We start from the raw sequence: 22,793 nt of genomic DNA, 5'->3' as shown, positions 1-22,793 counted from the left end.
CCCGCGACAGGGCGCGGTTACTCCACCGCCTCGGCCACGCCCTGGTCCTCACCCAGGAATCCACCGCTCTGGTGGTGCCACAGCCGTGCGTAAGTGCCGTTTTTCGCCAGCAGTTCGGCATGGGTGCCTTGTTCGATGATGCGCCCCTCATCCATGACGATCAGCCGGTCCATGGCCGCGATCGTCGAGAGTCGATGGGCGATGGCGATGACGGTCTTGCCCTCCATCATTTCATCGAGGCTCTCCTGGATGGCGACTTCGACTTCCGAATCCAGGGCACTGGTGGCCTCGTCAAGCAACAGGATCGGTGCGTTCTTGAGCATCACCCGGGCGATCGCGATACGTTGGCGCTGGCCCCCCGACAGCTTGATGCCGCGTTCACCCACCAGGGTGTCATAGCCGCTATGGCCTTGCCGGTCGCTCAGTTGACGGATGAACCCATCGGCCTGGGCGTTGGCTGCCGCCGCACGGATCTGTTCATCGGTGGCCTCCGGGCGACCGTAGGCGATGTTGTCGCGGATGGAGCGGTGCAGCAGGGAGGTATCCTGGGTGACCATGCCGATGGCGCTGCGCAGGCTGTCTTGCGTCACCCTGGCGATGTTCTGGCCATCGATGCGGATCTCTCCGCTGTCGACGTCGTAGAACCGCAGCAGCAGATTGATCAGCGTCGACTTGCCGGCACCGGAACGGCCCACCAGGCCGATCTTTTCGCCCGGGCGGATATGCAGGCTCAGACCATCGAGCACCTGGCGCTCACCGTTGTAGTTGAAGCTGACATTATCGAACGTCACCGCGCCGCCCTTGGGGACCAGCACGCCGGCATCGGGCGCATCCACCACCTTGGGGCCGCGGGTCAGTGTCTCCATGCCATCCTGCACGGTGCCGATGCTCTCGAACAGCGAGGTCATCTGCCACATGATCCAGTGCGACATACCGTTGATGCGCAGCGCCATGGCGGTGATCGCCGCCACGGCCCCGGTGCCGACTTCGCCCTGGTGCCACAACCACAAGGCATAGCCGCCGGCGCCAAGGATCAACGCGACCACCAGGGCCTGGTTGACGATCTCGAACTGGCTGACCAGGCGCATCTGGCGAAAGCCGGTGAGCTTGAAATCTTCCATGGCGGCGCGGGCGAAATGCGCCTCACGCTTGGAGTGAGAGAACAGCTTCACCGTGGTGATGTTGGTGTAGGCGTCCGAGATGCGCCCGGTCATCGACGAGCGCGCATGGGCCTGTTCCTGGCCGACTTGCCCCAGGCGCGGCACGAAGTACAGCATGGCCAGGCCGAACAATACGATCCAGGCAATGAACGGCAATATCAGTTTCAGGGCGAAGCCGCCCGCCAGTGCGATGATCGCGATGAAATACACGCCGATCCCGGGGGCGATTTCAATGACGGTGAACAGGACCTCGCGCACGGCGAGTGCCGTCTGCATCACCTTGGTGGTCACCCGGCCGGAGAATTCATCGGAAAAGAACGAAAGGCTCTGGCGCAGCATGAGGCGATGGAAGTCCCAGCGCAGCCGCAACGGCAGATTGATCGCCAATACCTGGTGCTGCACCATCGTGCGCAGCGCCACCAGTGCGATGCTGGCGAGCAAGACCATGCCGATACCCCACAGCACCCGGCTTTCCTGTGCTTGCGCCTCGCCGCCAGCCTGCCAGGTCGAGAGCAGGTCCACGACCTGGCCCAGGAAGGAAAACAGCCAGGCTTCATAAATCGATACGCCGGCGCTGAGCAGTGCAAAAGCGAGGATATAGCCGCGAGCGCCTCGGGTGCAGGCCCACAGGAAACGGACCAGACCGACCGGGGGCGGTGGGGCTTCATCGGGTGGGAAGGGGTCGAGTCTTCGTTCAAACACACGAAGCATTGGGGTCTCCGGAAAGTTCTTGATAGGGGATTTTGCCACTTAACGGCTGCCTGAGGGGCCGCGAGACAGGGGCGGCGCGCCAAGGCGTACCTGGACGAAACCGGACATGAGCCATGATTGGCCGACCCATTGCACCGCAAAGCCTCACGAGAGGGGCGAGTGGGGGCTGAAGGGCGAACCGTGTCACGCCTTGCCCGGCGAGCAGTGGCGCCAGCTAAGGTTGGCCCGTGACCCGATCAGACCACGTCCGTATGCAGGTTCGGACCTGTGCCTATCAACGTCAGTTCCACATGCCCCGGCGGGGGCACCTCAGCGGACTTCGCGCCAGTATCGGCGCTGGCCGGCGCGCTGTTGTCCGCCGCACTGAACAGCAGGTTGCTCTCGTTGAGCCGGGAGGAAACGTTGCCGTCGATCACCAGTTCGAAACGTTGTCCGTCGCCATTGGCCTCGAAGCTCTTCAGGTAAGTGCGTGTGTCGTCGGCATTGTTTCGGATCGCCAGCGTCCCGTCGTATCCATTGCCGATGCCGGTGAAGCCCAGGGCACTGAGATCGATACGGTCTTCGTCGGGATTGAAGTCGAGCAGGCGATCGCTGCCGCTACTGTCGGCGCAGCGGAAGCTGTCGGCCACGCTGGCATAGCGCAATACGTCGCTTCCCGCGCCACCGGAAAGCAGGTCACGGCCGAGATTGCCCTGCAGCAGATCGTCTCCCGCCAGGCCACGCAGGATCTCATCGGTTTCCAGGCCTTGCAGCTTATCCTCGCCAGAGGAGCCCACCAGTCTGGCGGTGCCATCCGTGCTGCCGAACGTCGTGTCAAGGCTGCCATCGGCATTCAGGCGAACCGCAGCAAAGTCACTGCCATGGTTGGCGTAGGCGTGTCCGGCCAGCAGGATCCTGCCATCGTCCAGCAAAGTGATTTCGCTGGCCAGGGCCGAGTCGCCGGGCAGGTCGACGCTGACCGTCCCCTGGTTGCCGAAACTGAGGTCCAGGCTGCCATCGGCGTTGAGCCGGGTCACGGCAAAATCCTTGAAGGTGCTGGTGCTGGCCACCAGGATCTTGCCGTCGTCCTGTATGGCCACGTCGCCACGGTAGCTGCCGAGAAAGGACAGCGACGCGATGCCGCCCTCGCCAAAGTCGGTATCCAATTCCCCATCGGCCGTGTACTTGAGCAAGCTGTTCTGGAAGCCGGGCGCGCCCTGGACCAGCAGGCCTCCATCTGCCATCGGGGTCAGGCCTTGCATGAACTCGAACGTGCCGTCGGCTTGCAGCGTCAAGGTGCCTTGCGTGCCAAACGCCATGTCCCGGGTGCCGTCGGCATTCAGCTGGGCCACTTTCAGGGTGTGACCTTCCAGCGCACTGACCAGCACGCCCCCGTCGGCCTTGGCCTGTACCAGGGGGGCTGAACCAAACCCGCTGGGCAGGCTGGCCGCGGCATTGCTGTTGAAGGTGAGGTCGGCTTTGCCGTCCGGCCCCCAGCGCTGGACGATGGCGGTATCGTCATGCCCTTCGTGGGCAGTCACCACCGCACCGTCGGCCTGGACCTGAAGCGTGTATGTCTTTTCGAGAGGGATCTGCTTGTGGATCACCTGTCGGCCGGCGTTGCCGTAGTCCTTGTCCAGACTGCCGTCGGCAAGAAGGCGGGTGAGCGAAAAGTCCATGCCCTCGTCCAGGTCGTCGCTGTACTGGCTGAAGCCGGCGATCAGAATCGAGCCATCGGGCTGTATCACCACGTCCTGGGCATTATCCGCATGTCCCGCGATATCGACGATCATCGTCCCAGGGGCGCTGTAGGTGGTGGCCATGTTTCCAGTCCTTTAGAGCATCGCAAAGCGTTGACTCTAGCCCAGTACCATTGATGCGCCAGGGTTTTTGGACAACTGGCATGGCAGGCAATCCAGCTGGCCACGGATGAGCGGGGCTCAGGCATCTCATCGAAAGCGGGCGTCCGTCACAGGTAATTCATGATGAACCAGACGTCTGCATTCGCGGTTCCTGCGCTCAGGCCAGGATCGAGTATCCCGCTGCTTCCCGAGGGCAGGACGCGCAAATACCGCGCTGTCAGGGGGATGCTGAAGGTTCCGCCCGCGGCGGGGGACTCGCCAAGGACATAGCTTTTGTTGAGTTCCAATGGTTGCTGGTCGTTGCCAAGCAGTTGCAGTCCCAGGCCCTTGGCGGTGGACGTATTGTTGAGGTTGACGATACCCAGGCTGGCATTCCATGCGGGACTGTTCGGGGTCGGGGCGAGTGTGTAGGTAATCTTGTTGATGCCCTTGGGGCAGTTGTTGACCCTTATATTGAAACTGACCGGGGCGGATTGCGAACCATATTCCGCAAATGAACTGAGCTTGTGTTTGCCCATGTCCACGGTCACGTCTGGCGTGTCGCAGGATTGGGCAACGATGGAGGTGCTGCTGGTCACGCTCATCGCCAGGGGCGTGATGCTGTCGAAGTAGTAATAGCCATATATTCCCGAAGGCAGCTTCAGCAGCTCGCCCTGGGTGTCGGCGATCTTTATCAGGCGTAGCGCGTGCTGGGAGCCATTCCACCCCCAGGTGCCGGAGGGGCCGTTATCAATGTTGGGGTAGCCGCGTGCCGGGGTGTTGTTGATTTCGACGCGTATCCACTGCCAGGCGATGCCTGTATTGCCTATCGGGAATATGTTGTTGCCGGGTGTCGTTGTCCCAAGGCTGTTTTTTATGCCATAGGTATACCCCGAGGGGCACGTGTAGGAACTGTTTACGCCTTGCAAGGTTTTTGTCGGCGTTTCATAAAGGACCGTTCCATTTGGGGCATCCCGGGGCACCGATATCGTCGGCGGAAAATCGAATTGCATGGTGGTCAGGCCGTGTCCTTTCACAAAGGAACAGGCTGCCTCTGCTCCCTGGCCCGTCAAGGCGAGGAAAACGATGGGTACTATGGTTTTTCCTGGTGTCATTCAAGACCTGCTCTGGGTGGGTGCGACGCTGCGCGGGGATCGATTTGAAGTCGGAAGGTTGACGGAGGCTGGGACAGGGATATTGGAATTCGACGATAAGATCTGTGGTCGGCTTTTGGAATCGGAAGATTCCTATACGCCAAGTCCGCAGCACCGAACCGATCGGGTGGACACGCCTGCGCTGGGGCCGGAATCGCTTGGACGGTGGTCCCGAGCTCTTTCACAACACTCAAGATCCCTCTGCCGCTGACGACATAGATCTTGATAACTCAAGCCAAGGAGCAGTCGCTATGGGCGTTAAAGAGGTAGTGATGGGCGTGTCGCTGTGGGTGGCCCTGAACGGGGCGTGCCAGGCCGAACCGGCGTTGACCGAAGGCGTTATCCGTTTTACCGGAAGCATCGTCGAGCCAGGGTGCCGAACGGACATGAACCCCGGCGTCGCGATCGAACTCGTCGAATGCCCGCGTGCGGCCCGCGGCGCTACTCTCGATGTCACACACATGGGCGGCCAGGGCAACCAGACACCCGGCGTCTCGGCACGCCTGATCGCGGACAGCGGCACGGACGAGCCTTATTACAATCAGCGCTACGCCCTGGTGGACGCGGCCGGAAAGCCCGTGCTCGATGGCACCTGGCTGGTGACGCTGACGGCGCCATGAGGCGCACCGTCAGGGCCTGCATTCGAGCCTGACCCGCTCGTAGTTCAGAGCCTTGTCGCGCTCGGGCAGGGAGTAACTCGCCTGGCATTGCTTGTCCGCCCATTTGATGGTGAGCGTGGCGCTCGGGTCCTGCACCAGGGCCAGGGCCTTGCCGGAAGGATCGGCCATCGCGATCTGCTTGCCGCTTGAGTCTTCCAGCACCGTGCCGAACGGCAGATGCTTGTGCATGGCATCGAACAGTTCGAACTGGACCCGCCGACCGGTTTGCGAGGCGTAGCGCACCAGTACGGCGGCGCCGCGTCGAGGCACGACTTGTTGGGTGGCATTCTCGATCTCGACATCGGCGCCCAGATCACGAGTGTCGAGGCTGATCCAGTTCACCCGGTAGGGTTGGGTGTTGGGGATGACCGCAAAGCCGTTGCGGCCGGTTTTGGTTCCGCTGAAACTGCTGATCTTGACGCCGCCGGGTACGTCTGGCACCTCGGCCAGTGCAAAGGTTTCACCCAGGGTCTGCCCGAGGTTGATCCCTCCCGCGTGGGCTACCACCGAACCGGCGAGGTTCAGGTTCTGCGAGGTGTAGCCGCGCCCCTGGCTGTAGCCCGCATTGATGTCCACGAAGGGCTGTCGGGTACTGATGCTCGCCGATCCCGAATTGCCGCTGGTGCTGCTGTTGCCTGCCTGTACGGAATAATAGGTGTCGCTGTTTTCCGATAGGTAGCCGTTCACCCCCAGTTGAGTGCTGTCGCCGGATTTCTGGCTGGTGGTCGAGAAATACGCCCGGGGTGCCCGTGGTTTGGAACCGAGGGGAAACGACAGCGACAGGTTCATCTGTGTGTCGTTGTTCGAGGGGCCGAAACTTCCCACGTCCTGGGTGTGGATCACGCCGAGGTTGTAGGTCAGGTCACCCCAGTTGTTGCTGTAGCCGGCGGACACACTCTGGGATCCGCCTCGTCCCCAGTAACGCTGGTCGGTAGCGTTCAGGTAAAGGCTTCCGAACTGCTGGTTGCGGCCCAGGCTCTGGCTCACGGTCAGGTCCGTGCGGGTCTTGGAGTTGCCGCGACGCTGTTCGGCGTAGCTCTGATCCTCGATATGTTCGGTCAGCGTGCGGTAACCCTCGGTCGAGTAACGGTAGGCAGCGAGGGTGAAGTTGGTGTTGGTGCCACTGAAAGTCTTGGCGTACAGCATCCGCAGGCTGTTGCCTTGTGTGGTCTGGCCGTGGGACTGGCTGGACGAATGGGTCAGGTCGAACGACACGGCCCCCCAGGGCGTATTGCGACCCAGGCCCATGGACAAGGCCCTGAAATTATCGGTTGCCTGTACGCCGACGATGCCGGTCGTGTTGCTGCTCAGGCCGTAGGCCAAGGTACTGCTGAGCATCTGCGGCGATGCCAGGCCTTCGGTGTTGCTCTTGTACTGGCCCGCCGAGACGCTGTAGTTGACCTGCCCCTGGCGCACCATGATCGGCAGGCTGGAGAAGGCCTGGATGGTTTCACGTCGGCGGCCGTCCGCTTCGATGATCGTCACCTGGAGATCACCGTTGGAGCCGCTGGGGTAGATATCGCTGATCTCGAAAGGACCAGGCGGCACGTTGGTGCTGTACAGGATGTAATCGTTCTGGCGAATCTCCACGGTGGCGTTGCTTTGCGCAACGCCTCTGATGACCGGTGCGTAGCCACGTTCGCTGTCGGCGCGCATGCCCTCGTCGGAGCTCAGCATCAGCCCGCGGTAGCGGACGCTGTCGAACAACTGCGAGTCGGAAAAAATGTCCCCCGCGCTGAACTGTCCCTTCAGGGCCGTGACGTCATGTTGCACATAGCTACGGTTGCTGGTGAACGTATTCGGCCGGCCGGTCTGGCTGTTGAAGTTGGATTCGTTGCGCAGCCTCCAGCCGCCGAGGTTGATGCCGTTGCGCAGACCCAGGTTGTTGGAAATCGTCGTGGCGCTGTCGGTGCTGTTGCGATTGCTGCTCAACTGATAGTTGATGAACCCAACGGGCACTCCCGCGTCCCACAGCGCGGGGTCGACATAACCACGCATGCCTCGTTGCATGGCGATCTGCGGAATGCTGATCGACAGTCGCAGGCGACTGGGGTCGTAGTTGACGGTCGCCTGGTCGATCAAGGCCGGCAGGTCATGGCAGGCGTCCGGCGCAGCGTTTTTGAGGCGGTCCGCCACTTCGGGCCGGCTCAGGTTGATCCCCAGTTGCTGCAAGGTTTCCAGGGTCAGGCAGGCTTCCACTTTTGCGCTTTTCTCAACGCGCCGAAAATCGATATCGCGACGGCCGACCAGCACGTCGTTGCTGTAGACGTCCACCCGATAATTTCCTGGCAAAACGCTGTTGGCCGAGAGCAGCAGATCGAGGTCCACGGAGGACGCTGCGCCTTGCAGGAATGAGGTATTGAACTGGCTGACTTGAAGGGGTTCTTGAACTGCCGGGTCGCCAGCTTCTGCGAGCTGGGTCAGGCCTGCCAACATCGCCAGGTATAACGCGTTAAGACCAAAGTTAATGGACGACGTCGTTTTTGTCGGGGAGTTGGAGTTGCTGCGTGGGAATAAAGACATGCCCAGCCCTATATCGCTACGGACGACAGAAGTTAAGGTTCGTTATTGAAATCGGAGAGCGTCGGGAACTGCTGTGAGTACGGCGATCGTTATTGCACTGCTTTTCCATTGACGGCCGATGCACCGGTGAAAGTCGCTGCATAGCGAACTTGCGCACCGTAATCGTTGATGCTTGAAAAGTTGACGCTCGAATAGTTCGAATGTGTGGCCTGTTTAAGAGGGAGCGTTTTGGTCTCGCCGGGCGCAATCATCATGGAGTCCACCGGGTGTTCAGTGCTGGAGCCTGAACGAACGGCCACTTCCGACAATGAAACGTGATAGAGACTCGGGTTGCTTATCGTCAATGTCGCATGACCTTGCTGCTCGCCCAGTCGCCACGACAGTTGTTCAGGCGCCAGATACGCTTCTGACGCAAGGCCGACAGGGCGGAAGAACACCTTGATGCGCTGGCGTACCGCCAGTTGCAACGTGTTCGGCGTCTTGGCGGCCTGGGGGATTTCCTGGACATTGAGCCATACCACCGATTCCTTGTCGGTTGGCATGCCGGTGCCCTCATAGATAATCCGCAGCAGTTGCTGTTCCTTGGCCATGATCCTTGCCAGCGGCGGTGTCACGGCAAAAGGGACTGGCGCTTTCTCGGTCTCGCCGTCGATCCAGGATTGAATCAGCAGGTCGTCACCATTGTTACGTACCTTGATGCTGACCTCTTTGTGCTCGGCGTCGAACACCAGGCGGGTCGCGCTCAGCGAGATGCCGGCGCTTGCCTGTGCTGCGAGCAGTGCGCAGTGCAAACCCACGCACAACGATAGGAAGTGTCGGTTGAACATGACTGGATGCCTGAAATTGAGAAAAGGCGGGACCCTGAAGTCCCGCGCAGTATCAGCCCCGTCCGGCCCTTACTCGTATTGCAGGGTGAACGGCAGGGTGGCGTCGCCGCGACCGGCCACGGCGGTCTTCGGATCGGCAGTGGTGACGTAGGCAGCGGAGAACTTCAGGGTCGCGCTGCCGTCCTGCAGGGTGTTTTCGATTCTGGCGGCAGTTGGGGAGCTCAGGTCGATCTGGTCGCCATTGGCGTTCAGCAGGGCGATACCGATGTTCTTGGCTGCGCCTACACCGTCAGTCAGCTTGAGGACCTTGGTGCCGGTCACGATGCCCGAGCCCGCGCCTTTGGTCGGTTCGAAAATCATCGCAACCTTGGTGCCGGCGTTGCAGTTGATCTTCATGTCGAAGTTTTCCGCGCTCAGCTTGCCGCTGCCGATGGGTGCTGCTGCTGTGCCCATGTCCTTGATGGACACTTCACCCATGGGCACCGAGATGGTTTTATTCAGGCCGGCACTTTCGATGGAGCAGGCGTCGTTGTTGATGATGCCGCTGAAATTGATAGTGCCACTGCCGGCCAGGGTGGGCGTTACCGGATCAGCTGCAAACGATTGACCCGCGGCGGCGAGCATTGAAAGTGTCAGCAGTGTCAGCGATATGTTCTTCATTTAAATATCCATATGTCGGAGATAAGTTGCGTTCTAAACGCCGGGCCAATTTAGTTTTTTGCCGGGGCACGGGCCATCAGACAATTCTGATTGATGTCAATGGGCTAGTTGTGGGCGGAGCGTTTAGAGCGATGAACGGGCCTGCGCCTCATGCACAGACCGTCAATGTATGAATGTTGGAGGAGGGCGCGCGAAAGTTGAAAGTTATAGAAATGACAAGTAGGCGCGAAGAGAGTTGTTCAACTGAAGATATTGTTCTCCAGGCAATACGTCAGCAGATCCTGGTCGCTGGAAACTTCAAGTTTACGCATGGCGGCGATTTTCTGGGTGCTGACGGTCTTCGCGCTCCTGGACTGGCTTTTTGCGATGGCAGTGACGCTCAGCCCCGAGACGAACAGGCGCAGAATCTCGAACTCCTTGGGCGATAGCCTCGACAGCCGTTCATCCAGCGCGACGTTCTGCTCCCTCACGCTATGGGCCAGGGGCCTTGCACTCTTGAAAGGGCGTCCCTGGGCGATGGCCGTGAGCGCAAGCTGGATGTCGTCCTGTAACTGGTTCTTCTGGATGACACCGACCACGCCCAGTTCATGGAGCCGTGTCAGGATCAGCGGGTTGGAGATCATCGTCAGCAGGAGGATTTTCACCTCCGGGAAGTGCCGTCGCAGGTACTCCACCAGTTTGAGTCCGTCACCGTAGGGTGAGTCGGCCGGCATGTTGAAGTCCGTGATCACCAGGTCGACCGGCTGGTGTTTGAGAAGCTCTATCAGTCCATTCGAACAGACCGCCTCACCGACGATCCGGAAGCGGTCGTCGCGTTCTATCAGCTCACGCACGCCCAGCAATACGATGGGGTGATCATCCGCGATCACGACGTTGAGTGTGGCCATGTTGGCTATCCCTAATACGTTATTGAGTCATACCGTCATGCCAGTGCGTCGAGCATCGCTCTCAATCGCCCAAGCATAGCCTCGATGTCGCCGGCCAGGTCAGGTGTCATGTGCCGGCCCTCCAACCGGTTCTCCAGGTCGATGCAGGTTTGCGCCAGGTCGGCCGCCTGCACGGCGCCCAATGCCCCGGCCATGCTGTGCAGTTGCCGGGCTACCGCGGCGGTGTCGTTGCCTTGGAGCGTGGCATTGAGCGTGTCGATATCCTGCTGCATCGTGCTGAGGAACAGGTCCCGCATTTTCGGCGACAGCTGTGGCCGGTCGGCATTGTGCACCGTGTCGTCCGCAGGCGGTGCCGGGCTGAAGGGGAGCGGCTCGGCGAGCTTGCAGTGTTTCAACAGCTGTGTTCGCAGCATGTGCAGGTTGAGCGGCTTTACCAGCCAGGCATTCATGCCGACCGCAGCGCAGCGCTCTCCCTCGTCGCGCAGGGCATTGGCGGTCACGCCGATGATCGGCAGGTCCGGCTCGCTCCTGCGCAGTGCCTTGGCCAGTTCATAGCCGTTCATTACCGGCATGTTCACATCGGTCAGCACCAGGTCGAATGAGCCGGGCAACCATTGATGCAGGGCCTGCTCGCCATTCGCCGTGGCGACTACCGAGCAGCCCAGCGCCTGCAGTTGCTCCTTGATGATCGCCCGGTTGATCGGGTTGTCCTCGGCCACCAGGATGTTCAGGTCCAGGTGTCGTGGCGGCTCCATGGTCGATGGGAATGTCCGTGAGTCGGTGCCCTGCTGGGCGAAACGTATTGCCCATGCCATCGCCCGGATGTCGTACGCATCCACGGTCCAACCGGCGCGGGTGTACTCCGGCGGGTTAGGACCGGCGGCCCTGGCGATTATCCGCGGGCCAGTCCAGGAGGACTCCTGGGACGAGGGCAGTACATCGAGCAACAGCGATGATGCGCACGGCGGCTGTTCCGGGTTGACGATACGGGTTTCCTGGCCTAGTCGTTCGAGCCAGTTGCAGACATGCTGCGCCAGTTCAGGCGTGGGTGCCTGTACATAGACGGGCGGGGTGTGCGGATCGAATTGCGGGCAGTCGCCCAGATGGCCTTGGCCGCAGGCAAGCTTGAGTTGCAATGAAAAACTGCTGCCGAGCCCGGGTTCGCTCACCACTTTCAGCTCGCCGGCCATCAGTTCGCATAACCACCGGCAGATCGCCAGGCCCAGGCCGGCGCCCGCTTCGCTGGACGCATCGCGAACCTGGTAGAAAGGGTCGAACAGCTGGGCCTGTTGCGCTTGGGAGATGCCGATGCCGGAGTCGCTGACCTGCCACAGCAGGCTGGCGACGTCGGCATTCTTGTCCAGGACTCGCAACCTCAGTACGACGCGTCCGTTGTCGGTGAACTTGATCGCGTTGCTCACCAGGTTGTTGAGGATCTGGCGGATCCGCAGCGGATCGCCCCGCACCTGGTCGGGAACGGCGGGGTCGATACAGGCGTAAAGCTGCAAGCCCTTGGCCTGGGCGAAAGCGCTGTAGGCCCGCAGGGTCTCTTCGGTCAGTTCCAGCGGGCAGAAGTCCTGGGCCTCGATGGTCATCTGCCCGGCTTCGATCTTCGATACATCCAGTACGTCGCTGATCAGTTGGAACAAGGTGGCCGACGAGCGCTGGATCGTGCGCAGGTATTCCTGCTGGCGGGGGCCCAGGTCAGTCAGGCCCAGGAGTTCCAGCGTGCCCAGTACGCCGTATAAAGGCGTGCGAATCTCATGGCTCATGGTCGCCAGGAAACGGGTTTTTGCCGCATTGGCGGAATCGGCGGCGTGCAGTGCCTGTTCCAGCGCCGCGGCATCCTCGATGTGGCGGGTCACGTCGTTGAATGCGCAGATCCAGACCTCCTGCCCGTGATAGCGAGCCCCGACGAAACCCACCTGCAGATGGCGACCGTCGATCTGCAGCTCCGTCTGGCCTGCACGGGTGAGCAGTTGCCTCTGCTCGAGTGCGGCGATCAGTTTGTCACTTGGCTGCCACTGTTGAAGACGCTGGTTCTGCAGGAGGATCTTGTGATCGCTGCGACGTATCACGCACAGGCCGGTGGGAGCGCTGTCGATGATCGCGCGACTGAAGGCCTCGCTTTCGGCGATGCTCTGGTGGGCCTCATGGGCGGGCAAGACCACGCGAGTCTTGTACCACCGGTTGAAAGCCCAGCCACCGCCGATGCTCGCGAGCATCAGCGTCAACATGCCCAGCAAGGGCCACCAGGCATAGTCGATGAAGCTCTTGAAGCCGACCACATAGACGGCTGTCCAGGGCTGTTGCCCGTCGCTGGAAATCTTGAACACCAGGCCATCGAGACGAAAGTTGAGCCCGTCCTTGAGGTCTTGCCCAGGCTTTTCGGCGCCTACCAGCAGGGCACCGTTGGGGGCTACCAGGCTGAAGCGATCGTAGATCGACCACTCCATGATGCGCTCGATCTCGTTGAGCTGCTTCAGGTTCAGCAGCGAAGCCACCACCACCCAGGGGCTGGCACCCCGGATACCCAGCTGGGTGGCCGGCATGTCGATGTTGATGTAGGCCAGAACGGTCGGCGGGGCGCTGTTGTCCGTTTCGGCGCTGTAGCGCACCCAGTGCACGCGACTGTCCGCAGGCCGAGGGTTGTCCTCATGCAGCCGTTGCAATATCTGGTTCATGACCTGCTGGTAGGTGCCGCCCTGGATCTGGCCGACGCCGCGCAGGCGGCCGGCAGTGGGCACGGCGATATCGAAGTTGTCCGGCATGTTGAACAGGAACACCTGCGGCGACTGGTAATACGACGCCGACCAGAAGGCGCTGTAGTAGCTGGCCAAATGGGCACCCAGGCCGAAGACCCGGTGGCGTTCCCCCGGCTCGATGGTGGCCGGGTTGATCTTCACGCTGAAGGGCAGGGAGAAAGACAGTTCCTGGCCTTTGTAGATGCCATCGCCTTCATCCGGCAACGGCTCTTCGACAAACATCCGGAACTGCCCGGTATCCAGCGGCAGGCCTTTGGCGCTTTGCCGGGCAATCGCATCGAGGAAGGCGTCCTGTTCGCCGATGTTTTCCATCAGCCTGGCGAAGTGAAACCGAACGGTGTCGCGCTGCTCCTCGATCATTCGGTTCAAGCCCCAGGCACTGAGACCGATCAATAGCGACGCCAGACCGCCCAGCACGATCAGCCCTTTGTTCATCTTCAAGGAGCTGCTGGTCAGTTTCTGTAGAAGATCATCGGAATGGGTCATTGGGCCAACCTTTGAAGGACGCTCGGAAACGTTGCGCACCGCGCGACCTTGGACAAAATGAAAATGGATTTCCAGTCGTCAGTCGACCAAGGCCGGCCCATCCTGAGTCAGCAATTGCTGGAACTCGCTGGACGACACGGCATGGGAGATCAGGAAACCCTGCACCTGGGTGCAGTTGATTCTACGCAATAGCGCCAGCTCCTGCGCCGTTTCAACCCCTTCGGCCACGACCGTCAGGCCCAGCTGGCGGCCGAGCGCGACGATGCTGGTCAGGGCCTGGGTCAGTTCTTCATTGGTGGTACAGCCATGCACCAGCGCCCGATCGATCTTCAACTCGGTGAACGGTGTCGAGACCAGGTTCATATACGAGCTGTAGCCCTGGCCGAAGTCGTCCTGGGAAAGGCCAAACCCCTTCATGCGCAACCGGCATGCACCGGCGTAGAAGTTGCTGATGTCTTCGGGCATGGAGCACTCCATCAACTCGAAGCAGATCATCGCCGGAACACCCTGGTGCTCGAGGACGAACGCGAGGATCCGGTCCGCCAGGTCCGGGCTGTTGAGCAGATGCGTGGGCAGGTTGATCGACACCGGGATGGCATAGCCCTGGCTGCACCATTGGTTCTGAGCGACGATCGCTTGCTCCAGGATGTGCCAGAGCAGGCATTCTTCCAGGTCGAACGCCTTGAGTGCCGGCAGGAAAACCCCGGGCAGCAGAAGCCCATGCTCGGGATGAACCCAGCGCACCAACGCTTCGGCGGCCACGATCCGCCCGTTGGCCAGGGACTTCTTGGGTTGGAACCAGGCGCGCAACTCGCCGCTCTCCAGTGCATTGCTGATGGCCAGGTGGTCGATCTGCGGGCCGGGAAGGGGCAGGTCAGCCTGGCGCAGGCCGCCCAGTTGATCGGTGAGATTGCGCAATGCGGCGAGCTTGACCGGCTTGGATATCAGCCCTATGACTTTGACGCCCAGGTTACGGGCGGCCAGGCTTGCGCTCGTGAGCATTCGTCTGGACGCCACACTCATGATCGCCAGCGCGGGCCGGGCGCCGGAGGCGGCCAGTCCCTGGATGAACTGGATGCCGTCCATGCCGGGCATCAACAGATCGGTCAGGACCAGATCGAAATCACGCTTTTTCAGGCAATCCAGCGCCGCGCTGCCTTCCTGGGCGAATTGCAGGTCGAAATCCCCCAGCTCGCTGAAGAGGTTCTGCAGATACACCTGCTGGAATGGGTGGTCTTCGACGACCAGTACGCTGATGGGTTTCATGAGGGGGTTCTTTCGTAGGGCGCCAGTTGGTTATGCAGGGCCTGCAGGGTGAAAGGCTTGACCAGGCAGTGGTTCATGCCTGCGGCCAGGCAAAGTGCTTCTTCGCCGCGCATGGCATTGGCGGTAGCGCCGATGATCGGTACTTCGCAGCCAAGGCGGCGTAGCTCGCGAGCCAGTTCATAGCCGTTTATGCGGGGCATGTTGACGTCGCTCAGCACGACATCGAACCGACCCCGGCGCCACATCGCCAACGCTTCTTCACCGTTTCCGGCCAGTTCCGCCGTGCAACCCAGTTCCTGCAATTGGTCATGCAGGATCAACTGGTTGATGACGTTGTCTTCCACCACCAGGATATGCAGATGCAGTTTTTTCAGGTGCCGCGGCCAGATGTCATGCGCCGGTTCGATGGCGCACAGGCCCTGGGCGCGGCTGACGGCCTGGTGGATCGCGTTCAGGTGATTGATGTTCACCACCCAGCCGTCGGCAGCCTGCTGGGGGTCGTTATAGCCGTCGCCGGTCGCCATCACCAGCGACCCGGTCCATTGCGGGGCCAGGCGTTGTTCGAAGGAACCCGGGTGCAGCTCGAGCAGCACGGCTCCCTGGGTCGGAGCGCCCGGGGCAGGGCGATCGAGTTGCGCACGTGCGCCCCAGCGACGCAACCAGCCACTCATGGTCTCGGCCAGTTCACGGATGGGGGAAACCACGAAGACCACTTTCGGCAGCAGAGGCGGGACGCTGCTCGCCGGCGCGGGCGCCATGGGCTGTTCGAGCGAGAGGGTCAGGGAAAAACTGCTGCCCAGCCCGGGCTCGCTGACCAGGCGGATACTGCCATTCATCAGATGCGTGAGACGCTGGCAGATGGGCAGGCCCAACCCGGTACCGGCGATCACGTTGGTGTGGCCGCGGGTCTGGTAGAAGGGTTCGAAAATGCGCGACTGGTCTTCCTGGGTTATTCCCTTGCCCGTGTCGGAAACCTGCCAGAACAGGCTGACCCGCTCACCGTCCCGCCCAGCCAGCTTGACTCGCAGTACGATTCGGCCTGCATCGGTGAATTTGACTGCATTGTTCAACAGGTTGTAGAGGATCTGACGGATTCTGGAGACGTCGCCGATGACCCGCTCAGGTACCTTCGGATCGATGACGGCATACAAGTCCAGCCCTTTGCCATGGGCTGCGGCCGCATAGCCCTGGGTCGCCTCGTGAATCAGGTCCAGCACGCTGAACTCGGTGAGCTCCAGGGCCAGTTGCCCTGCCTCGATCTTGGAGACGTCCAGGACATCGCAGATCAATTGCAGCAATGTCGCCGAAGAGCTCTCGATGGTGCGAAGGTAGTCGGTCTGCTGGGCATCCAGTTCGGTTCGCGCCAGCAATTCCAGTGTCCCGAGCACGCCGTACAACGGGGTGCGGATCTCATGGCTCATCGTCGCCAGGAACAGGGTCTTGGCTTCATTGGCGGCGTCGGCCAGCTGTCGTGCCTGCTCCAGGGCTTCTTCGATCTGCGTGCGGGTGCTGATATCGCTGAACGCGCAAAGCAGCACGTCTTCGCCCTTGTAGCGGGTGGGGGCGCAACTCAGGTACAGGTGGCGTCCGTCGGCCGCCTCGAAGTAGTCGGTGACCTGCGGGTCCATGGCGTCGAAGGCCCGGTAGATCCATCGAGGGCTCAGGCGCTCGCGTTCGCCGCTTTGCCCCAGCCACTGCTGCGACAGGGTGTTCTCCAGGACCACCTGGCCATTGGCGCGGCGCAGCACGCACAGGGCCACAGGGGCCGTCTGGATCACATCGCTGCTGAACAGCTCGCTTTCCACCAGGGCCTGGATGCGGCTGATGGTCGGCGCGATGAAGCGATGTTCGAGGCGGCGAATCAGTATCCACACCAGGCTGATGCTGAACAGGCAGAACAGCAGGGCACCCACGAGGCGGGGCCATAGCGCCAGGAGGACGTCTCGCAAGTCGATGGAGTACACCAGCTGCCAGTCGGAGGACTTGAGCTGCTTGCGCATGACCAGGTGGTCGGGTAGCCAGGCATCGCCGACGAAGCCGAAGAAATTCTGCCGTTGCACCTGCAACAGGTTCTGGCTGAGTTGCGCCGGCTGGCTGTTGCTGAATACCAGCATGCCGTCGGGATTGAACATCATGAATTGCCCGGCGCTCCTGTCGTCCAGGGCGTGGGACACCTCGCGACCGTCCATTTCCAGCCCCAGCCAGCCGGAGTCGAGGTCGCGCCGATCGAGACGAATGAACATGTACAGCTGCGAATGACTGCTCGACTGATTGGTCAGCCAGAGCTCATTGACCGAGGCCCTGTTGTCACCTTTCAACGCTTGCAAGCGGTCCAGCATCGCCGAGGGAAAATCGCCCACGGCAGGGGTCGCCGTGTAAAGCCGCTTCACTCGCACATCGTTGCCGCTGCTGACATAGAGCAGGTTCACTTGTCTGCTGGTCAGGTAGTCCCTGACCCGCTCGGTCAACCAGATGCTCCATTGCTTGCCTTGTGCGTTGCCCAGCAGCAGGTGGATCTCCTCGGGCGACACCTGTGGCTTCACCCCCTCGGGCTTGCGGATGGCCGACAGGCTCAGGCTCTCCAGCAATGCCCCACGGGTCGTGAAGAACGTATGGGCCTCGGCGATGGCGCTGCTCATGTGGCTGCGCCTGCGCGATACCTCGGCATTGAACGTCAGCAGCAGAAAACTGTAGACACCACTGAGTATGCCCACGAGCAGCACCACGCCAAAGATGCGCAGCAGGCGTCGGGCGGCATTGGGAGTGGAGAGGAGGGGGTTGATCTGGTGAAGGTAGTTCTTCAATTTCATCCAGCCAACCTAGCGAGGCGCGAGCCGCACGGGTATCAGACGATTCCGAAAGCGTGGCCTCGGGAGCCTGGCATGGGGCACGCGCTGGCGGGCCTGACACGTGCGACGGCCATGCCCTCCGGCCCTCGATTCGAGTGTCGGCCCGGCATAGGACGATTCTTAAAATGCCGAAGGTGGGCGTCTTCAAAGGCTCCTTGCCAGGGCGATGAAGTAGACTGTCGCCCGGAAATCGATCGTGCTGTGCATCGATTCGAATGTTGTCAGAGGTAAGCTACGTGAGTAACCGAGGTGAGCAGTCGCTGCTCAAACAATCCACTTTCCTGATGTTCGCCGTGGCGATTGCCGGGATCTGCACCGGTTTCATAACGGGTGCCCAATCCATCCTGTTCGATGGTTTTTTCTCGTTGGTCGCTACCTTCATCAAGGTACTGATGCTGATCACGGCCAGGTTGATCGCCAAGGAAAGCAACCACCGCTTCCAGTTCGGATTCTGGCATCTGGAGCCCATGGTCCTGCTGATCGAAGGCAGTTTCCTGCTGCTGATCGCCATCTATGCCTTCCTCAATGGCGTGTCCGGCATCATCAACGGTGGCCGTGAAATCGAGCTGGGCATGGTGATCATCTATGCCGCGGTGTTCACCGTCGTCGAGTTCGGCTATTTCTTCTACGTTCGCTACCGCAATCGAACGCTCAAGTCATCGCTCATCCAGTTCGACAACATCAGTTGGCTGGTCGACGCGATGCTTTCGGTGGGCCTGCTGGTCAGTTTCCTGGTCGCTCTGTTGCTCAAGTCCCAGGGTTACGGGCAGTGGGCGATGTATGTCGACCCGTTGATCCTGATCCTGCTGGCGCTGAGCATGCTGGCACCGGCCTTCAAGATCCTGCGCCCGGCTTTGCGCGATGTATTGGGTATCGCACCGGATCACCTTGACGATACGGTGCGCCAGGTGATGGACGCGGCCACGGTGGAACACGGCTTCGAGGACTATGTGTCCTATGTCCAGAAGCACGGGCGGGCGCGCTTTATCGAGATCCACATCGTGCTCCCGGCGGATTACCGGTTGCAAACCGTAGGGCAACTGGACGCGATCCGTGAGCAGATCTCTGCCAGGTTGGGTCAGGCCGACGCGACGCGGTGGCTGACCATTTGCTTTACCGGTGATCGCAAGTGGATCGCATGATTGCACACCGCCCTTGAAATGCCTGACTGGGGAGCGCGACGCCCGCTCGCGCCACCTCAGCCGGCCCCCAGGCGTGCGTCCACCGAGTGCGCGCCGCCACCACGCGCAACGATGTAGAGCGCCAGGAAACCCATCAATACCGGAAACTCGATGCCCCGGTCTATCCAGGGCCAGGTCGGTCCGAGCGCATAGCTGATGGCAAGCATCTGGATTGCGATCAGCAGGGCCACCAGCCTCGTGGCGAGCCCCACCGCCAGCATCAGGGCGCCAACGGTTTCCAACAGCATGACCAGAAACGCGAGCTGCGCAGCGAAGGGCAGGCCCATGACGTTCTGGATGAGGTTGATCGACCCGGCCATGGGATCGGCCATCGACCCGTGGGACGTGCGCAGCGCCTTCGGCACTCCGTGGGTGAACAGGACGATGGCGAATACCGTGCGCAGCAGGGCGTACAGATAAGGTTCGAAGCGGTCGGCCCGCAGGTTCACGGCGGCCAGGGCGGAGCGCAACGTCGACGAATTCTCTATGGTCATGGGGAGTCCCTTGCGCAGTTGCGGGGCTGATGAGTCACAGGCTCCGCTCTGGACGGGGCGGCGTGCCTGGTGGGGATGGAGGGCATTGTTCTGGTTTGGGAGCAGGAGATAAACCGTGTGAAGTTGCCAGGTGAATTCAATGGCGACGAACAATCGGCTCCGACTGGAAACGAACCGCAAGGGCAACCGGTTCATGGGTATTTTCCAATACTTCAACCGACGCTCGGCTTTTCTATTTAATAGAACGATTTGATCGAAATTAGCTGGCTTTTTAGGTAAGTGAGTTGCGCGCAGAATTCACCTCATTGCGGCTCACCAAGGTGGTGAGCCCTTCAAGAGGAAACCACCATGACTCACCCCAACGTATCGTCCAGCACCGTCACCAACACCGCTTTCGGCCCTGCCGCCTCGTTGTCTTCATCCGCTGCATTCGCCGGGCGCATCTTGCTGAGCGCCATCTTCCTGCTCTCCGGCGTCTCCAAGATCGGCGCATCGGCGGGCATGGTCGCTTATATCGAATCGGTCGGCCTACCGTTCCCGAGCCTGGCCCTGGCAATCGCCATCCTGGTGGAAGTGGTCGGCGGTGTTGCCCTGATCCTGGGCTACCGCACACGCCTGGTCGCGGCCGGCCTGGCCCTGTTCAGCGTCGCCACCGCGCTGGCGTTCCATAACCAGCTTGGCGACCAGAATCAGTTCATCCACTTCTTCAAGAACATCGCCATGGCCGGTGGCCTGTTGCAGGTAGTTGCCTTTGGCGCCGGCCGCTTCAGCCTGGATGCGCGCCGCGCCTGACCCTGGGCCGGCCTGCCGCCGGCTCGCCATTTCCTTTTTTACGAGGTGAGAGATGAAAGCGATTCGCGTAGCACAGTACGGCCCGGTTGAAGGTTTGTCGTTCGAGGAGTTGGCCTCGCCGGTTCCAGGCCAGGGTGAGGTGTTGATCGAAGTGGCCGGCAGCGGCGTGAACCCGGTCGATTGGAAGGTCCTTTCCGGTGCCATGAAGGCGTTCATTCCACTGCAGTTGCCCTATACGCCAGGCGTCGAGGTGGCCGGTCGCGTCGTGGCGGTAGGGGAAAACGTCAGTGGCCTGGCTGTCGGCGACGAGGTGTTCGGTTTCATCAATATCGTTGGCGGGTATGCCACCGAGGTGGTCGCCAGCGCGGAGCGTCTTGCGCATCGGCCCAATCGCCTGACGGCGTTGCAAGCCAGTGGTGTTCCGGCGGTCGCGTTGACTGCCTGGCAGGCCCTCCATGAGCATGCACGGATCAAGGCCGGCCAGCGCGTGCTGATCCACGGCGCGGCGGGCGGTGTCGGCAGCATGGCGGTGCAGATGGCGCGTATGGCCGGCGCCACCGTTATCGCCACCGCCTCGGCGTACAACCATGACTACTTGCAAGCACTGGGTGCCGCGCAGGTGATCGATTACAACCAGGCTCCGTTCGAGTCTGTCGTCGACCGGGTCGATGTGGTGCTGGATCTGGTCGGTGGCGATACCCAGGTGCGTTCCTGGTCGGTGCTCAAGCCCGGCGGTGTATTGGTCTCCCCGGTGAGCCCGCCCGACGCCAGCCTGGCCGAAGCCGCCGGGGCCTGCGGCAAGCATTTCGCCACACGCTCCGACGGTGCGCAGCTCCAGCACATTGCCTCGTTGTTCGAATCCGGTGAGCTGGTGATCGAGGTCCAGGTGCTGCCCTTGTCCCAGGCCGAGGACGCGCTGCGCCAGAGCAAGGAGCGGCACATACGTGGCAAGCTGGTACTCGACGCCAGTCGATAGGTCCGTGGCGGCAATGAATCGAACCGGGCAGACGCCCGGTTTTTTCATGCGCAATTTCCCGACACCCTCGACAGTCTTCCGACAGACCGCCGCTCGCAAGTGCGAGAAGCTGGCCTCCGGTTTCCATCGGAGGACATTGCCATGCAGCGTTATGAAAAGACCGACTTTCCCGTGGTCGAGACCCGTCGTCATCTCGAGACCGGCCCCATCGTGCTGGTCACATCCGGCTGGCGGGGCGAAACCAACATCATGACCATGGGTTGGCACATGATGATGCAATTCAGTCCCGCGCTTTTCGGCTGTTACATCTGGGCCGGCAACCACAGTTACGAACTGATCCGCCGCAGCCGCGAATGCGTGATCAACGTGCCCACCGCGGACATGGTCGATGCGGTCGTCGCGGTGGGCAACAGCTCGGGGCATTCGCTGGACAAGTTCGAGGCGTACGGGCTGACCGCGGCGCCGGCCCACCATGTACAGGCGCCGTTGATCCAGGAATGTTATGCCAGTTTCGAATGTCGCCTGGCCGATGATCGCCAGATCGACGAGTACGGTCTGTTCATCTGGGAAGTGGTGAAGGGGCACGTCGCTGCCACGGTGAGCGAGCCGGCCACCTTGCATTACTATGGGCAGGGTCGTTTTCGCGTAGCGGGCCCGATGCTCGACCTGAGCGAGCGCTTCAAGCCGCAGAACCTGTAGGGCCGCTCATGCCTGGCGGTAAGTGCTGGGCGTGACCCCCACCTCGCGCCGGAAGACCTGGGAGAAATGGCTCGGGCTGCAATAGCCCACCTCCAGCCCGATATCGATGATGCTGCGATCGGTTTCGAGCAGCAGTTGCCGGGCCCGACTCATCCGCAGGCGGATGAAGTACTGCGAGGGCGACAGTCCCGTCGCGCGCTTGAAGACCCGGCTGAAGTGGTACTCGCTCAATTCGGCGATCCGGGCCAGTTGCGCGAGGTTGAAGTCTTCGGCCAGGCCCTCGTTCATGACCGCCAGGACGCGACGCAACTTGTAAGCTTGCAAGGCGCCGCTGCGTCGGTTGTCGCCGTGCGGATCGCGGTATCGACGGATCAGGTGCACGGCCAGGGCCTGGGCCAGACTGTGGACGAACAACGGGCTGGGCTGGCGTTGCTCGGTGAGTTCGATGCGCAACTGATCGAGGATGAAGTCCACCCGCTCATCCCGGGCCCCGGAGATGTCCAGGAAACTCACCGGATCGGGATGGTCCCCCAGGACATCGCGGGCAGCCTGATCGATCAGCGACAGGCCCAGGTACAGGTGCATCACTTCGAAGGTGTCGCATTCCACTGTCTGCCAGCGCATTTCGTAGGGATCGCGGGTATTGGTGAGGAAGAAGTCGCCGGCCTCCACGAGGGCGGCTTCCCACGCGCCGCCGAGCGCGCGCTCCTCGACCCTGGCCCGCCCCGCCAGTACCCACACCAGCAGCGGCTCCACAACGGCGGGCACCAGTATCGGCTCGACGATGCTGTGATGGCTGAACAGCTGCACCACCACATCCTGCATGGCCGGGTGCGATGGCAGTGCCTGCGCCGTTCCCGGCAAATGTTGCGGCATGGACTCGG

17 protein-coding genes are annotated in these 22,793 nt (G+C 61.5%); 5 read left to right on the top strand and 12 right to left on the bottom strand.

Annotation, left to right across the window (positions count from 1 at the left end; genetic code table 11):
• Nucleotides 1–17: 17 nt before the first annotated feature.
• The 3 genes from BT179_RS00650 to BT179_RS00640 form a co-directional block, all read right to left on the bottom strand.
• Nucleotides 18–1,871 carry an ABC transporter ATP-binding protein gene (locus tag BT179_RS00650; RefSeq protein ID WP_072430498.1) on the bottom strand — a complete coding sequence of 618 codons (1,854 nt, stop codon included), beginning with the start codon at nt 1,869–1,871 and terminating at the stop codon, nt 18–20.
• A gap of 236 nt (nt 1,872–2,107) precedes the next feature.
• On the bottom strand, nt 2,108–3,673 hold the full coding sequence (locus tag BT179_RS00645; protein ID WP_053154026.1) for a M10 family metallopeptidase C-terminal domain-containing protein: 1,566 nt from the start codon (nt 3,671–3,673) through the stop codon (nt 2,108–2,110).
• A gap of 146 nt (nt 3,674–3,819) precedes the next feature.
• On the bottom strand, nt 3,820–4,806 hold the full coding sequence (locus BT179_RS00640) for a fimbrial protein (RefSeq protein ID WP_082339816.1): 987 nt from the start codon (nt 4,804–4,806) through the stop codon (nt 3,820–3,822).
• A gap of 290 nt (nt 4,807–5,096) precedes the next feature.
• Between BT179_RS00640 and BT179_RS00635 the strand changes: the two genes are divergently transcribed.
• Nucleotides 5,097–5,465, top strand: a complete 369-nt coding sequence (locus BT179_RS00635; RefSeq protein ID WP_053154022.1) for a hypothetical protein — start codon at nt 5,097–5,099, stop codon at nt 5,463–5,465.
• 9 nt (nt 5,466–5,474) lie between these two features.
• On the opposite strand, the gene BT179_RS00630 is transcribed toward BT179_RS00635, so the two are convergent.
• The 7 genes from BT179_RS00630 to BT179_RS00600 all read right to left on the bottom strand — a co-directional run bounded on the left by BT179_RS00630 (nt 5,475) and on the right by BT179_RS00600 (nt 17,728).
• On the bottom strand, nt 5,475–7,940 hold the full coding sequence (locus BT179_RS00630) for a fimbria/pilus outer membrane usher protein (RefSeq protein WP_082339815.1): 2,466 nt from the start codon (nt 7,938–7,940) through the stop codon (nt 5,475–5,477).
• A 176-nt stretch (nt 7,941–8,116) separates the two neighbouring features.
• Nucleotides 8,117–8,854 carry a fimbrial biogenesis chaperone gene (locus BT179_RS00625; protein WP_053154020.1) on the bottom strand — a complete coding sequence of 246 codons (738 nt, stop codon included), beginning with the start codon at nt 8,852–8,854 and terminating at the stop codon, nt 8,117–8,119.
• A 69-nt stretch (nt 8,855–8,923) separates the two neighbouring features.
• On the bottom strand, nt 8,924–9,514 hold the full coding sequence (locus tag BT179_RS00620) for a fimbrial protein (RefSeq protein WP_053154017.1): 591 nt from the start codon (nt 9,512–9,514) through the stop codon (nt 8,924–8,926).
• Nucleotides 9,515–9,753: 239 nt separating this feature from the next.
• Nucleotides 9,754–10,401 carry a response regulator gene (locus BT179_RS00615; RefSeq protein WP_053154013.1) on the bottom strand — a complete coding sequence of 216 codons (648 nt, stop codon included), beginning with the start codon at nt 10,399–10,401 and terminating at the stop codon, nt 9,754–9,756.
• Nucleotides 10,402–10,436: 35 nt separating this feature from the next.
• The gene (locus tag BT179_RS00610) at nt 10,437–13,652 is read right to left on the bottom strand and encodes a hybrid sensor histidine kinase/response regulator (protein ID WP_072430500.1); all 3,216 of its coding nucleotides are present in this window, start codon (nt 13,650–13,652) and stop codon (nt 10,437–10,439) included.
• Between the two features lie 78 nt (nt 13,653–13,730).
• The gene (locus BT179_RS00605) at nt 13,731–14,918 is read right to left on the bottom strand and encodes a response regulator cyclic di-GMP phosphodiesterase PvrR (RefSeq protein ID WP_053154008.1); all 1,188 of its coding nucleotides are present in this window, start codon (nt 14,916–14,918) and stop codon (nt 13,731–13,733) included.
• Nucleotides 14,915–17,728 carry an ATP-binding protein gene (locus BT179_RS00600; protein WP_072430501.1) on the bottom strand — a complete coding sequence of 938 codons (2,814 nt, stop codon included), beginning with the start codon at nt 17,726–17,728 and terminating at the stop codon, nt 14,915–14,917. Before BT179_RS00600 ends, BT179_RS00605 begins: the two co-directional genes overlap by 4 nt.
• Before the next feature lie 275 nt (nt 17,729–18,003).
• On the opposite strand from BT179_RS00600, the gene BT179_RS00595 reads away from it, so the two are divergent.
• Nucleotides 18,004–18,909, top strand: coding sequence for a cation diffusion facilitator family transporter (locus BT179_RS00595; RefSeq protein ID WP_053155351.1), 906 nt, complete (start codon nt 18,004–18,006; stop codon nt 18,907–18,909).
• A gap of 56 nt (nt 18,910–18,965) precedes the next feature.
• Here BT179_RS00595 and BT179_RS00590 read toward each other — a convergent pair whose 3' ends face one another.
• Nucleotides 18,966–19,442 (bottom strand): DoxX family protein, encoded by a 477-nt coding sequence (locus BT179_RS00590; protein WP_072430502.1) that lies wholly within the window; start codon nt 19,440–19,442, stop codon nt 18,966–18,968.
• 348 nt (nt 19,443–19,790) lie between these two features.
• Between BT179_RS00590 and BT179_RS00585 the strand changes: the two genes are divergently transcribed.
• From BT179_RS00585 to BT179_RS00575, 3 genes are all read left to right on the top strand, one after another.
• Complete coding sequence (locus tag BT179_RS00585) at nt 19,791–20,234, top strand: DoxX family protein (RefSeq protein WP_082339813.1); 444 nt, start codon at nt 19,791–19,793, stop codon at nt 20,232–20,234.
• A gap of 52 nt (nt 20,235–20,286) precedes the next feature.
• Nucleotides 20,287–21,210, top strand: a complete 924-nt coding sequence (locus BT179_RS00580; protein WP_072430503.1) for an NADP-dependent oxidoreductase — start codon at nt 20,287–20,289, stop codon at nt 21,208–21,210.
• 141 nt (nt 21,211–21,351) lie between these two features.
• A complete protein-coding gene (locus BT179_RS00575) occupies nt 21,352–21,909 on the top strand; it encodes a flavin reductase family protein (protein ID WP_053154000.1) in 558 nt (185 codons plus the stop codon).
• Nucleotides 21,910–21,915: 6 nt separating this feature from the next.
• Here the strand turns inward: BT179_RS00575 and BT179_RS00570 are convergent, their stop codons facing one another.
• The gene (locus BT179_RS00570) at nt 21,916–22,785 is read right to left on the bottom strand and encodes a helix-turn-helix domain-containing protein (RefSeq protein WP_053155345.1); all 870 of its coding nucleotides are present in this window, start codon (nt 22,783–22,785) and stop codon (nt 21,916–21,918) included.
• Nucleotides 22,786–22,793: the final 8 nt, after the last annotated feature.

It is taken from the genome of Pseudomonas sp. NFACC43 (genome assembly GCF_900119645.1).
Classification (GTDB): domain Bacteria; phylum Pseudomonadota; class Gammaproteobacteria; order Pseudomonadales; family Pseudomonadaceae; genus Aquipseudomonas.
This window is presented reverse-complemented; position numbering and strand designations above follow the sequence as displayed.